At 68.5% G+C, this 13,521-nt stretch carries 11 protein-coding genes; 7 read left to right on the forward strand and 4 right to left on the reverse strand.

The window, feature by feature from the left end; translation table 11 throughout:
• Nucleotides 1-101: 101 nt before the first annotated feature.
• The 3 genes from ACIA8L_RS15135 (at nt 102) to ACIA8L_RS15145 (ending at nt 3,156) form a co-directional block, all read left to right on the forward strand.
• On the forward strand, nt 102-659 hold the full coding sequence (locus ACIA8L_RS15135) for a LemA family protein (RefSeq protein WP_395904602.1): 558 nt from the start codon (nt 102-104) through the stop codon (nt 657-659).
• A 4-nt stretch (nt 660-663) separates the two neighbouring features.
• Complete coding sequence (locus ACIA8L_RS15140; RefSeq protein WP_395904604.1) at nt 664-2,505, forward strand: DUF2207 family protein; 1,842 nt, start codon at nt 664-666, stop codon at nt 2,503-2,505.
• Nucleotides 2,506-2,628: 123 nt separating this feature from the next.
• Nucleotides 2,629-3,156, forward strand: coding sequence for a YbhB/YbcL family Raf kinase inhibitor-like protein (locus tag ACIA8L_RS15145; RefSeq protein ID WP_395904606.1), 528 nt, complete (start codon nt 2,629-2,631; stop codon nt 3,154-3,156).
• Between the two features lie 349 nt (nt 3,157-3,505).
• Here the strand turns inward: ACIA8L_RS15145 and ACIA8L_RS15150 are convergent, their stop codons facing one another.
• Entirely contained in the window at nt 3,506-3,988 is a 483-nt protein-coding gene (locus tag ACIA8L_RS15150; protein WP_395904608.1) for a cupin domain-containing protein, read from the reverse strand.
• A gap of 4 nt (nt 3,989-3,992) precedes the next feature.
• Nucleotides 3,993-6,353: a 5-methyltetrahydropteroyltriglutamate--homocysteine S-methyltransferase gene (locus tag ACIA8L_RS15155; protein WP_395904610.1), complete on the reverse strand. Its 2,361-nt coding sequence runs from the start codon at nt 6,351-6,353 to the stop codon at nt 3,993-3,995.
• Between the two features lie 106 nt (nt 6,354-6,459).
• On the opposite strand from ACIA8L_RS15155, the gene ACIA8L_RS15160 reads away from it, so the two are divergent.
• From ACIA8L_RS15160 to ACIA8L_RS15170, 3 genes are all read left to right on the forward strand, one after another.
• A complete protein-coding gene (locus tag ACIA8L_RS15160) occupies nt 6,460-7,305 on the forward strand; it encodes a LysR family transcriptional regulator (RefSeq protein ID WP_395904612.1) in 846 nt (281 codons plus the stop codon).
• Between the two features lie 369 nt (nt 7,306-7,674).
• Complete coding sequence (gene trmB, locus ACIA8L_RS15165) at nt 7,675-8,322, forward strand: tRNA (guanosine(46)-N7)-methyltransferase TrmB (RefSeq protein WP_395904613.1); 648 nt, start codon at nt 7,675-7,677, stop codon at nt 8,320-8,322.
• The gene (locus ACIA8L_RS15170; protein WP_395904615.1) at nt 8,319-10,841 is read left to right on the forward strand and encodes a DEAD/DEAH box helicase; all 2,523 of its coding nucleotides are present in this window, start codon (nt 8,319-8,321) and stop codon (nt 10,839-10,841) included. Before trmB ends, ACIA8L_RS15170 begins: the two co-directional genes overlap by 4 nt.
• Nucleotides 10,842-10,897: 56 nt before the next feature.
• Here ACIA8L_RS15170 and ACIA8L_RS15175 read toward each other — a convergent pair whose 3' ends face one another.
• Together ACIA8L_RS15175 and ACIA8L_RS15180 are read right to left on the reverse strand one after the other, a co-directional pair.
• The gene (locus tag ACIA8L_RS15175) at nt 10,898-11,791 is read right to left on the reverse strand and encodes a ketose-bisphosphate aldolase (RefSeq protein WP_395904617.1); all 894 of its coding nucleotides are present in this window, start codon (nt 11,789-11,791) and stop codon (nt 10,898-10,900) included.
• Nucleotides 11,772-13,136 (reverse strand): 1-phosphofructokinase family hexose kinase, encoded by a 1,365-nt coding sequence (locus ACIA8L_RS15180; RefSeq protein WP_395904619.1) that lies wholly within the window; start codon nt 13,134-13,136, stop codon nt 11,772-11,774. The genes ACIA8L_RS15175 and ACIA8L_RS15180 overlap by 20 nt, the downstream gene beginning before the upstream one ends.
• Before the next feature lie 164 nt (nt 13,137-13,300).
• Here ACIA8L_RS15180 and ACIA8L_RS15185 point away from each other — a divergent pair, with 164 nt between their 5' ends.
• A complete protein-coding gene (locus ACIA8L_RS15185) occupies nt 13,301-13,519 on the forward strand; it encodes a hypothetical protein (protein WP_395904621.1) in 219 nt (72 codons plus the stop codon).
• The last annotated feature ends 2 nt before the right edge of the window (nt 13,520-13,521 follow it).

A 13,521-nucleotide genomic window follows, 5' to 3' on the forward strand; every position in this document is an offset into this window, starting at 1 on the left:
CGGCGCCGGAGCCCTTGCCTCCCCGGCCTGCTCTTGGGAAATACAGTCAAGTTGGCGACCGTTTCACCTGGGAGGCAACCCTTGGTGGTCACCATGCGGGCATGACCCCTTTGATCGTGCTCGGCGTTGTCGTCGTGCTGGTGATCGTGCTCGTGTGGTGGGCTGTGGCCACGTACAACTCGCTGGTCAAGGCGCGCACCCAGGTTGACGCCTCGTGGGCGCAGATCGACGTGCAGCTCAAGCGGCGGCACTCGTTGATTCCGAACCTGGTCGAGACCGTCAAGGGGTACGCCGCGCACGAGCGTGGCACCCTCGACGCCGTCGTCTCGGCTCGCAACGTCGCGGCGTCGGCCGCGCCCGCTCAGCTCGCGCAGGCGGAAGGGCAGCTCACCCAGGCCCTCGGGCGGCTGTTCGCGCTCTCCGAAGCCTATCCGGACCTCAAGGCCAATCAGAACTTCCTGCAGCTGCAAGGCGAGCTCGGGGCCACCGAGGAGAAGATCGCGTACGCGCGGCAGTTCTACAACAGTGCCGTGCAGACGTACAACCAGAAGACGCAGACGCTGCCGACCAACATCATCGCGGGCGTCGGCGGGTTTCGGGCGCGGGCGTACTTCGAGGCCGCGGCGGGCGAGCGCGCTGACGTGAACGTGCGGTTCTGAGGTCATGGACCCGCGGTTCCTCGTCGAGGCGGCGATCGCGCTGGCCGGGCTCGGGGCCTGGCTGGTCGCGTTCTGGGGCGCGCTGTTCGTCACGCGGCCCAAGCCGATCGCCGCTCCGCCACCGACGCAGGACTTCGGCGGCAGCGAGTCGCCGGCCGTCGTCAGCATGATCACGGGGCGGTGGGAGCTGACCGAGGACGCGGCCGAGTCGACGTTCATCGACCTGGCGGCGCGGCGGGTGCTCGAGTTTCGGCAGCCGGGCAACGACCCGCTGCAGACGACGGTGCATGTGCGCGACGAACAGCCGTCCGGCCTCAACGCGTACGAGACGATGATCTTCGAAAGAATCAAGTCGCTGGCCATGGGCGGGATGGTGCCGCTGACGGCGCTCACGTTCCGGGACCAGGCGCAGGCGGCCGGGTGGACGAAGCGGCTGAACGCGGCCATCGTCGCCGACGCGCGGGCGCGCGGCCTGTCCCAGCGCCGGTTCTCGAAGCCGGTCGTGACCGCGCTGAGCCTGCTCGCGCTGGTGCCCGCGTTCGCGCTCGCCCTCGCGACGTTCCTCTACACGCGGCGCACCGGTGGCGACTCCGGCGGCTCGTTCTTCACCGGCATGTTCATGTGGTTCGCCCTGTTCTACGTGGCCGGCAAGTCTCGCGGCGAACGCGACACCCCGGCCGGTCGGCAGGCCGCCGCCCGCTGGCTCGGCCTCAAAGCATTCTTGCGCAATCACGAGTCCTTCGCCGACCTACCCCCGGCCGCCGTCACCGTCTGGGACCGTTACCTCGCATACGGTGACGCCGTCGGCGCGACGCGCGTCTGCGCCGCCGTGATCGACCTGGGCATGGGCAACCGCAACCGCGTCTGGAGCTCGTTCGGCGGGACCTGGCACCGAGTCAAGGTCAAATACCCGAGCGTTTTTCCACGGTACGGTCAGAAGGCGGTTCGGCTCACGCTGAAATCCATCGCCGCTCTGGCGATCGCCGCGCTGATCACCCGGTACAACTCGATCGCCTTCGACTTTGCTCCTGACTCGGTCTCGAGCTGGATCGCGCTGGCCGTGCGGGTGCTGATCCTGTGGCCGCTGCTCTACGGCGGATACACGCTGCTCGGCACGCTGGCCGACGTCCTCACGCCGGTCACGGTGACCGGGGAGGTGCTCTGGCTGCAGACCTGGAAGACGCGCAGCCAGGGCGAGGACTCGCCGTCGATACCGGTCATCCATTATCTCGCGGTGGATTCCGGAGCTTCCGACCGTACCGTCGCCTGGGCCTGTCCGTCTGAGCTCGCTTCGTCCGGCGACGTGGGCGATGTCGTCACGCTGACCGCGCGACGCTGGACGCGGCGGGTCATTTCGCTGCAGGTTCAGTCAAGCGGGCGCACGAAACCGCAGACGTACGGGGACGAGAAGACGGACGCGCTGATCGTGAGCGCCATAAACGCCGGCGCGCCGGCCCTGGCCACGGCGGTCCGCCCGACGCAGGTCACGGCGGCGTCGCTGGTCACGGCGGAGGAAGCGGGCCGCGTCCTGGGCCGCCCGGTGACGCTGACCGGCGGCGGCTCCGCGGTGGCCATCGGTCCGATGACCCTCGCCGAGTTTCGGGCCGCCGACGGGGCGGCGCTGGTCGTCACGGTGGTGACCGGCACCGCGGCCGCGTTCGCGATTCGCACGCACCGCGGAGGTTCCGCCGTGCCAGGGGTGGGCGAGGAGGCGTTCGCGTCCGGGCGGTGGGCGGTCGCCCGGCGGGGCCAGACCGTGGTCAAACTCGAGCAGCGCACGCCGGGCGGCATCCACCAGCCGTATCTGATCTGGCTCCTCGGCCTCGCCGTCGGCCGCCTGCCGTGAGCGTTTCGCCGAAGCATTTTGTCGGTGGTCTGCGCCCGCCTCACTTGAGGACGACGGTCGTTGGGTAAGAGGATTCCCGGAAGACAGCTGTAGCCACCTTCGCTCTTCGCTAGGAGATTGCGCATGTCCGACCGTCCGCGCCCGCCGTCGCCCTACGACTTCCTGCCCGCGGTGCCGGCGTTCAGTTTGACCAGCGAGGACCTGACCGACGGCGGTACGCTCGCCGACGCCCAGGTCTACGAGCGCGGCAACACCTCCCCGCACCTGGCCTGGTCGGGCGCGCCGGAGGGAACCAAGAGCTTCGCGGTCACCTGCTACGACCCGGACGCCCCGACGGGCGGCGGCTTCTGGCACTGGATCGTCTACGACATCCCGTCCTCGTCGACCGAACTGCCCACCGGCGCCGGCACGGGCGACAAGGACGGCCTGCCCGACGAGGCCATCCACGCCCGCAACGACTACGGCTCCCGCGACTTCGGCGGCGCCGCCCCGCCGCCGCAGGACGCCCCCCACCGGTACTTCTTCGTCGTCCACGCCCTCGACACCGACTCCCTCGGCGTTGATGCGGACGCCTCACCGAACGTGGTCGGCTTCAACCTGACCGCCCACACCCTCGGCCGCGCGATCCTGGTGTCGTCGTTCGGCTTCTAGTTCCGGTCTCGTTCGCCCGCCGGCCCTCGCCCGCTCGGGGCCGGCGGTCTTGTCGTTTTGTGCGCACGAACTTGGCCGCCTCGTTCGTCACGGGGCGCCCGACTGATGATTTCCGCTCCTGCTCGGGGCCGGCGGTCGTTCGTCTCGTTGCACAGGAACTCGGCCGACTCGTTCGTCAATGGGGCGCCTAACTGATGCTTTCCGCTCCTGGTCGCGCTCTGTTAGCCCGGAGCTGGACGCTTGGCGCACGAAAAGTCGGGCGCTCCGCGCCGCGACTTTTCGGACATATCATGATTTTTGATTATCCTTGCGTTTTGTATGGACTCACCCTTGCGCTTCAGCGGGTTTGCTACTCCAGCCAGAACGTGTCGTGCTCGATCATGAACGCTGCGCGCTCGTCGTCGGTCATCTTCGCCAGGTCCGGGAGGCCCTCGAAGTAGGCCTCCCGGGGTGCGCCCGGGGCGAAGTGCAGGAGCATCTCGGCCGGCGCGCCGGACTCGTTGCGGAACGCGTGCACGCCGCCCTCCGGAACGTGCACGAAGTCGCCGGGTTCAGTGTCGATCCAGCGTTTGCCGTCATAGATGCGCACCGAACCGCTCAGGATGAAGAACGACTCGGATATCGAACGGTGGAAGTGCGGGTCGGGACCGCTCGGCTTCGGGCCCATCACCCAGCGGTACAGCCCGAACTGCCCACCGGTGGACGCGCCAGTCGCCAGGTAGTGCACGGTGTTGCCGTTGGCGTACGTGAACTCGGGCGGTGTCGCGAACGGTCGGTACATCGCGTTCAGTTCGCCGGTTTCACCGTGATATTTCGGTTCTGGGTACGACATACGATCATGGTAGAGATTTCCGCACGGCGTGTGCGGCGGCGACGACATTGCTCAGGGCGGCCCGCACCTCGTCGTAGGTCCGCGTCTTGAGTCCACAGTCCGGATTCACCCAGAGCCGCCCGGCCGGGATGACGCGCAACGCCGTCTGCAGCCTGCGGGTGATCTCTTCCGAATCGGGGATCCGCGGTGAGTGAATGTCGTACACACCGGGTCCTATCCCGCGCGCGAAGTCCGCCACCGCGAACCCCGACCGCGTCGCCTCGATGCTGGTGACGTCGGCGTCGAGCGCGTCGATGGCCTGCAGTACCTCCGACGCCTCGGAGTAGCACAGATGTGTGTGGATCTGCGTGGCGTCCGCGGCGCCGCCGGTCGCCCGCCGGTACGCTGCCACTGCCCACTGCAAATACTCTTCCTGTCGCTCTTTGTCGAGGGGCAGCAGTTCGCGCAGCGCCGGCTCGTCCACCTGGATGATCCGCACCCCGGCCGCCTCCAGATCCCGTACCTCGTCGCGCACGGCGTCCGCCACCTGCAGGGTCACGTCCCGCAGTGCTCGATCGGGCCGCACGAACGACCAGGCGACGATCGTCACCGGCCCGGTCAGCATGCCTTTCACGGGCCGAGCGGTGCGCGACTGCGCGAACGACGCCCACCGAACGGTGATCGCCTCCCGCCGCCGCACATCACCGTGCAGAATCGGCGGCCGCGTGCAGCGCGACCCGTACGACTGCACCCACCCGTTCCGCGTGACCGCGAACCCGTCGAGGTGCTCGGCGAAGTACTGCACCATGTCGTTACGCTCAGGCTCCCCGTGCACGAACACATCCAGCCCGAGCGCCTCCTGCTCCTCGATGACCCGCGCGATCTCAGCTTCGATGCGCGCCTCGTACTCGACCTGAGCGTCACGGGAGCTGTCGATTTCGGCGCGGCCGGCGTCGAGTTCGGTGCGACTGGCGTCAAGTTTGGTGCGTCCGGCGTCGATTACGGTGCGGCTGGCGTCGATTTCGATGCGGCCGGCGTCGAGCTTGGTGCGGCTGGCTTCGATTTCGGTGCGGTTTGCGTCGAGTTTGGTGCGGCTCGCGTCGACTTCGGTGCGGCCGGCGTCGACTTCGGCGCGGCCGGCGTCAAGCTTGGCGCGGCTGGCGTCGAGATTGGTGCGGGCCTTGCGCAGCTCGCCGGTCTGCGGGAACGAGCCGATCGTCGTCACCGGCAGCGGAGGGAGGCCGAGGTCGGACTGGGCGGCGACGCGCACCGGATACGGGCTTCGGGTTTCGGTCTCCAGTGCGCGAGTGTGCACGGGTTGCGTCGGCAGCGGGCCGGGTTTCGGACCGAGCGCGGCGAGCGCGACGACCTCGGCCACCTTCTCCTCCGCGAACGCCAACCCCGCGGGCAGCCCGGACTCGCCGCGCAGCGTGTACGGCACGTGCAGAAGCGAACAGCTGGTCGACACCGAGGTCGCACCGGCCGCCGCGAGCAGTGCCCGGGCCTCGTCCGGGTCCGTGCGCCACACATTGCGTCCCGACACGACCCCGCCGACGATTGTCCGGCCGGCGAAAAGCGGCAGATTTCGTGGTACTCCATGTGTCAGATCGATCGCCACCCCGTCCACGGGCGCCACGGCCAGGGCCGGCAGCGCGGCCCCGGCATCGCCGAAGTACGACGCCACCAGCAGCTTGGGCCGCCGCTCCAACGCCGCCAGCCGCCGATACGCGTGCCGGATCGCGGGCGCACCCCCGTCGACGACCGTCACCGGCTCGTCGAGCTGCACCCACTCCACGCCCGCATCGGCCAGCGCCTGCAGCAGCTCACCGTAGACGTCGAGCAGATCGTCCAGCCGCTGCAGGTGACCTTGCAGGAACGTGACCGGACCGACCAGAACCGGCCGCGTCTCGTACCCGAGCGTGCGCGCCTCGTGCACCTCGCCCAGCACCTTGTCCGGAACCGCGCGGAACCGCGTCTTCGCCCCGATCTCCGGCACGATGTAGTGGTAGTTGGTGTCGAACCATTTCGTCATCCGCAGCGCCGGCACGTCGTCGGTCCCGCGGGCCATGGCGAAGTACGGGTCGGCGGTGTCCCGGTACCGGTCGGGAATGGCATCAACGGCGACGGCCGCGTCGAGCACGTGGTCATACAGCGAGAACGTGTTCGAGGGCAACCCCGCGAGCCCGAGCTCGGCCAGCCGCCGCCACGTGCCGGCCCGCAACTCCCGCCCGGTCGCATCCAGCGCACTACGGTCGATCCGCCCCGCCCAGTACGCCTCGAGCGCCCGCTTCAGTTCCCGCTGCGGTCCGATCCGCGGATACCCGAGCACGGTGGAAACCGGAAAGTCATGGTTGGTCACCGCGCGATCGTGTTCGTTGTTGGTCACCGCGTGATCGTGTTCGTTCGGGCGTCGGGGTGGGTGATTGATAAGCGTGGCGAATAGTGATCGGGCTCGCGGCTATAACGGGTGGGAATGGCTGATACTTGTCGGCATGGCGGTGCTGCGGGACATCGAGTGCTTCGCGCTCGTCGCGCGGCACCTTTCGTTCTCGCGCGCGGCGGCCGAGCTGGGGCTGTCACAGCCGGCGGTGAGCCAGAGCGTTGCCCGGTTGGAGCGGGAACTCGGGCTGCGGTTGTTCGTTCGCACAAGCCGGAGTGTCGCGTTGACCGCTGAAGGCTCGGCGCTGCTGGCCCCCGCCGAGGCGGTGCTCGCGCAGGCGTCGGCGTTCGCGGTGGAGGCGGCGCGACTGGCTGTACCACGGGAAACTGCACTGCGTTTGGTTTATGCGCCGATCGCCGGGAGCTTCGCCGCTCGTCTGGCTCGGCGGCTGGCCGCGCGCAAACCCGGACTGGAAATGATGCTCGAAGCCGGCGGCTGGTCGGCGGCGACCAAAGCTTTGCAGCATGCGCCGTCCGGGGTGGCCGCGCTGATGAGTTCGCCGTTCCCGCCGGGTTTCGCCACCGCCGCGCGGTTTCACGTGCCGCTGAGTCATTTGGCGCTGCCCGCGGCCGATCCGCTGTCGACCGCCACGACGGTGACCTTGGACCGGGCCGGGCGGCTGCTCCTGCCGCGGGGGATGCCGCTGCCGCCGGGGACCCGGCCGGCGCCCGAGGTGGTGGACGATCCGGCCGTGGGGCTGGATCTGGTGGCGGCCGGGCGGGGTGCGCTGCCGGTTCCGCAGCTGCTGGTCGACACCGTACGCCGGCCGGATGTGCGATTTGTTCGCCTCTCCGGTCCGATCCCGCGGTTGACGTTCGCGCTGGTCTGGCGGGCGGAGTCGGCCGGCGAGGACGTGATGGCCCTGGTTCAGGGCGCGCAGGACGCACTGCGTCGCTGACCGCGCGGCGGCGATCCGCCCCATGCACGAAACGGTCACCTTGTGCGGCGTGCGCCTTGTGCAGGGTGCGCTTTGTGCGGGGTGCGCTTTGTGCGGGGTGCGCTTTGTGCGGGGTGCGCTTTGTGCGGGGTGCGCTTTGTGCGGCGTGCGCCTTGTTTGTTGTGTTCAGTCCTTTTTATGTGTTCGAGTTCTGTTCAGAGGTGCAAGCAGCGTGCAGTGCGCGACGCGTCTTGGTGCGCATACGCGTGTCTCGGCCCGCGAGTGTGTTGCGGGAATCCGCCCCTGACGTGCACGCGCCGGAAGCGGTGTGGCCGCCCAGGGCTTCCCGCGGGGCGCCGAGGTTCACGTTTCGGGTAAAGTCGGTGTCCCATGACTACCGTCGACCGGCCGCTTCGCATCGTCCGGACCTATCACCTGCGCGGCGGGCGGCTCAGCGGTCGGCATTTCGACGCGCTCGAGCGCCTCGCCGTGCAGTATCAGTTCGTCCCCGGGCAGGCTGTCGACGTCCTGGAGATCGGGTCCGGGATGGGGGAGGCCACGGCGCAGATGGCCGCGGCCGACCCGGAGCGGCAATACCTGGCGGTCGAGGTCCACACGGCGGGCGTCGCGAACCTTCTGCACCTCATCGACGAGCGCGGCTTGACGAACGTGCGCGTCGCGGAAGTGGACGTATTCGAACTGCTCGCCGAGCACATTCCGGCCGAAAGCTTGCAGGCTGTGCACGTCTTCTTCCCGGATCCGTGGCCGAAGACGCGGCACCACAAGCGCCGGCTGATCGTTCCTGAGCGGGTGGCCGTCCTGCGCGATCGGCTGCGCACCGGTGGCGTGTTGCACTGCGCGACCGACGATGCGGGATATGCGCACGCGATGCTCGAAACGCTCGGCGCGGACGCCCATTTGCGCAACCGCTTCGACGGGTTCGCACCCCGGCCCGCGCACCGCCCGGTGACCAAGTTCGAGCAGCGTGCGGTGCGCGCCGGCCGGACCGCCTACGACGTGATGTACGAGAAGCGATGAACAATCTGGCCGCGCGCGTCCCCCGGGGCGGCGATCCCGACGCCGTGTTCGAGGCGTTCTCCGAATGGGCGCAGGAGCAGGGGCTCAGCCTCTATCCGCACCAGGAGGAGTCGCTGATCGAGATCGCCACCGGCGCGAACGTCATCCTCAACACGCCCACCGGGTCCGGCAAGAGTCTGGTCGCCGCGGGTGCGCACTTCGCCGCGCTCGCCAGCGATCGCACAACCTTCTACACCGCGCCGATCAAAGCGCTCGTGTCCGAGAAGTTCTTCGCGCTCGTGGACATGTTCGGCCCCGAGAACGTCGGCATGCTCACCGGCGACGCGAGTGTCAACGCGGACGCGCCCATCATTTGCTGCACCGCCGAGATTTTGGCGAATATCGCATTGCGCGACGGCGAACGCGCCGATGTGGGCATTGTCGTGATGGACGAGTTCCATTTCTACGCCGATCCGGACCGGGGCTGGGCCTGGCAGGTGCCGCTGATCGAGCTCCCGCAGGCCCAGTTCGTGCTCATGTCGGCCACGCTCGGTGACGTCGCGCGGTTCGAGGATGACCTCACCCGGCGCACCGGCCGCGCGACCGCTGTGGTGAAGAACGCCGAACGCCCCGTGCCGCTGATGTTCAGCTACTCCATGGACCCGATGCACGAAACCATCGAGGAACTGCTCAGCACGAAGCAGGCGCCGGTGTACATCGTGCATTTCACGCAAGCCGCGGCCCTCGAACGCGCACAAGCGCTCATGAGCGTGAACGTGTCCACCCGCGCCGAGAAGGACATGATCGGCGAGGCGATCGGCAACTTCCGGTTCACCGCCGGCTTCGGCAAGACCCTTTCCCGGCTGGTGCGGCACGGGATCGGCGTACACCACGCGGGCATGCTCCCGAAGTACCGCCGGCTGGTGGAAACGCTCGCCCAGGCCGGCCTGCTGAAAGTGATCTGCGGGACGGACACGCTCGGTGTCGGCATCAATGTGCCGATCCGCACCGTGCTGTTCACGGCACTGTCCAAATACGACGGACAGAAGACCCGGCTCTTGTACGCGCGCGAGTTCCACCAGATCGCCGGACGGGCCGGGCGTGCAGGTTACGACACCGTCGGCAACGTCGTCGTGCAGGCGCCCGAGCACGTCATCGACAACGAGCGCGCGCTGGCCAAGGCCGGCGACGACCCGAAGAAGCGCCGCAAGGTGGTGCGCAAGAAACCGCCGGAAGGCTCGATCGGCTGGGGCCGGCCCACGTACGACCGGCTGGTCGAGGCCGAGCCCGAGCCGCTCAAATCCAGTTTCCAGGTCTCGCACGCGATGCTGCTCAACGTGATCGGCCGCCCCGGCGACGCGTTCGCCGCGATGCGTCATCTGCTCACGGCGAACCACGAGGACGCGCACTCGCAGCGCCGCCTCATCCGCCGCGCGATCGCCATCTACCGCGCACTACTAGCCGGTGGCGTGGTCGAGCAGCTGCCGGAGCCGGACGAGGAGGGCCGGCGGGTCCGCCTCACCGTCGACCTGCAGATGGACTTCGCGCTCAACCAGCCGCTGTCGCCGTTCGCGCTCGCCGCCATCGAGCTGCTCGACCGCGAGGCCCCCGGCTACGCCCTCGACGTCCTCTCCGTCATCGAGTCCACATTGGACGATCCACGCCAGGTGCTGTCGGCGCAGCAGTTCAAGGCCCGCGGCGAGGCGGTCGCGGCGATGAAGGCCGAGGGCATCGAGTACGAGCAGCGGCTCGAGCTCCTCGACGAGGTCACGCACCCGAAGCCGCTCGTGGAGCTGCTCGACAACGCGTACAACATGTACAAACAGGGTCACCCCTGGGTGGCCGACTACGCACTGTCGCCGAAGTCCGTTGTGCGCGACATGTTCGAACGCGCAATGACGTTCGTCGAATACGTCGGCTTCTACAGCCTGTCCCGTTCCGAAGGCCTGGTGCTGCGGTACCTCGCCGACGCGTACAAGGCCGTGCGCCAGTCGGTGCCCGAGGACGCGCGCACCGAGGATCTGACGGACATCATCGAGTGGCTCGGCGAACTGGTGCGCCAGGTCGACTCCAGCCTCATCGACGAGTGGGAGCGGCTGCGCAACCCCGGCGCGGAGCGCCCCGAGATCCGCGACGACCGCCCACCGGCCGTCACCCGCAACCTGCGGGCGTTCCGTGTCCTGGTCCGCAACGCGCTGTTCCGCCGGGTCGAACTCGCGGCCCTGCACCGCTACGAGGAACTCGGCGAACTGGATGCCGAGGCGGGTTTCGACGCGGACGCGTGGCAGGATGCGATCGAGGCATACTTCGACGAGTACGACTCCATGGGCGTCGGCCCGGACGCCCGCGGCCCGGCGCTGCTGGTGATCGACCAGAAGCCGGACCGCTGGCACGTCCGCCAGATCTTCGACGACCCCGAGGGCGACCGCGACTGGGCCATCGTCGCCGAGGTCGACCTGGCCGAGTCCGACACCCAGGGCGCCGCCGCCGTCCGCATCCTGTCCGTGGGCCCGGCCAAGGACTTCGACCAGGACTCCTAGTCCGACCGGCGGCTCATCGGAAGGCCGCGGTCGGGCCATGGTGTCGTTTCGTGTCGCTATGCTGCGTGGTTGTCGGCGCCGTCGAGGTGAGGCTGCCCGGTTGGCGTGCGTTGTTGGACTCCGGTCAGCACGCGCAACGCCTTCGCGACCGTTTCGGCCATGTCGTTGCGGGCGTCGCGGAGATACTTGCGCGGGTCGACGACCTGGGCATCGCGCTCGATCGCGGCCCGGATGGCGCCCGTGAACGCGATGTTCAGCGCTGTGCCGATGTTGATTTTGACCAGTCCGCTGTGCACGGCCGCGCGCAGTTCGTCGTCGGGCACGCCGGAAGACCCGTGCAGCACGAGCGGAACCGGCACCGCATCGCGCAACTGCCTGATCAGTTCGTGGTCGAGCCGAGCGTCTCGGCTGGTCATGGCGTGCGACGATCCGACCGCGACGGCAAGCGCGTCGACACCGGTCGCCTGCACGTACGCCGCCGCCTCAACCGGATTCGTGCGCACGCCGGGTTTGTGCGCGCCGTCCTTGCCCCCGACCTCGCCGAGCTCACTCTCAACCCAGAGCCCGGCGGCATGCCCGCGGGCAACGGCGTGTGCGGTAGCGGCAACATTGTTGCCGTAGTCGAGTTTGGAAGCGTCGTACATGGCCGACCCGAACCCATTGCCGGCCGCCTGATCGAACAACTCGTCGCTTTCTACGTGATCGAGGTGCAGCCCGACGGCCACGGTGGACAGTTCGGCCACCGCCCGGGCCGCGGCCGCGATCGGGGCGAGCCGCCCGTGATGGAACCGCACCGCGTTCTCACTGATCTGCAGGATCACCGCGCACCCGGCTGCCTCGGCCCCGGTGACGACCGCCTCGGCGTGCTCGACGGTGATGACATTGAACGCCCCCGCCCCTACCCCGAGCCGCCGGGCCTCAGCAACGATCTCACCGGTGGGGATCAACATCGAGCACCTCCTCTGTCCCGGCAACTGTGCCCAGCCGGTCGCGCGTGTCGTTTCGTTCGTTCTGATCGGGCCAGCCGTGCATGTCGCTTGGTTCGACGGTGTCCATCTGGCTGTGCGTGTCGTTTCGTTCGGTGAGGTCCAGCCGGCTGTGCATGTCGTTTCGTTCGGTGAGGTCCGGCCGGTTGCGCGTGTCGTTTGGTTCGTTCGTGTCCGGCCGGCTGCCGTGGATGTGGGCTTGGGTGTTGCGCGGATCGCGCAGATCGTTTGACGTGACGGCGATGCGCGTCCGCAGGTGCCGATAGCGGGCGTAGTCGACAACCCCGGCGACCGGCGCGACGACCGCGGCGGCCGACAGTGCGACGGCATCGGCAAGCAACTCCGGCCAGGGCGTCTGATCCCGCAAACCCCTGGCAATGGCGGCAACGCAAGCATCACCAGCGCCCGTGGGGTTCCCGATCTCAGGCGCCGGCGGCACGGCTCGCCACACCTCACCGCCGCTGACCGCAACGAGACCGCCAGCTCCGCGCGATACGACGACACATCCGGCGCCAAGTCCCTGCAACGCCCGAACGTCACGTGCACTCGCGCCCGCGGCGAATGTCGTGCTCTGCTCGTCGGTGTCGGTGTCGGTGTCGGTGTCGGTGTCGGTGTCGGTGTCGGTGTCGGTGTCGGTGTCGGTGCCCGTATCCGTGTCCTTGTCCGCGTCGAGGATCGGGGACTGTTCGTTGGCGTCCCCGGTGAACGTCGCATGCTGTTCGCTGGAGTTGGCGGCGAGCAGGGCGGTTAGCTCGTCTGTGTTCGGCTTGATGACGTCTGGGTTTGCGGCCAGGCCCAGGCGCAGCGGTTCGCCGCTTGTGTCCAGGATCGTTCGGGCGCCGTGCTCGCGGGCGATGGTGATGAGTTGCGCGTACGCGTCCGCTGGGAGTCCGCGCGGTAGTGACCCGGACAGAGCGACGACTGTGGTGCCCGCGAGTTGCTCACGGTACAAGTGCAGGAATTGCCGCCACTCGGAACTTTGGACGAACGGGCCGGGCTCCCACAGGCCGGTGGCGTCGGTGCCGTCCGCGATCGTCACTGTGCGGCGGGTCTCGGCGGCGATTGGTGCGAATGCGTGCGGTAGGCCCGCGGCTGTGAGCAGATCCTGCACGCGATGGCCGGTCGCGCCGCCGAGCAACCCGGTTGCCAGGACCGGCTCGCCCTGTGTGTGCAGCACGTTTGCGACGTTCAAGCCCTTGCCGCCTGCGCGTTCGTGCACGGCGCGCACCCGATGCGTGGTGTGCGGACGGAACTCGTCGACCGCGTACGTCAGGTCCAAGGCCGGGTTGAGCGTCACCGTGAGGATCACGTCGCCACGGCCTTTCGTGCATCGAGCGCACCGGTCCATTGCCACCACGACCGCGTGGGTGCATCGAGCGCAGGGAGCGCTGAGAAGAAGGCACAGAAGGCACGGAGCGCATCGAGGACAGTGAGCGCACGCAGGGCATTGAGCGCAGGAACGGCAGCGAAAGCATGGAGCGCAGCGAAAGCACGGAGCGCCGTGAGGGCAAGGAGCGCGGTGAGGGCACGGAGCGCACGGAAGACGGGGAGGGTCCCGACAACAGTGCTCGCACTCAGCGCACCGAATGCATGCTGCTGCAGTGTTCGAAGGTGTTCACTTGTTGCGCGAATCTGCGCTATATGCGCACGATCGTGCGGCTGATACTGTCCATTCGCGCATTCAGCGGCTGAGG

The sequence above is a fragment of the Dactylosporangium sp. NPDC051541 genome (assembly GCF_044454505.1).
Taxonomy (GTDB): domain Bacteria; phylum Actinomycetota; class Actinomycetes; order Mycobacteriales; family Micromonosporaceae; genus Dactylosporangium.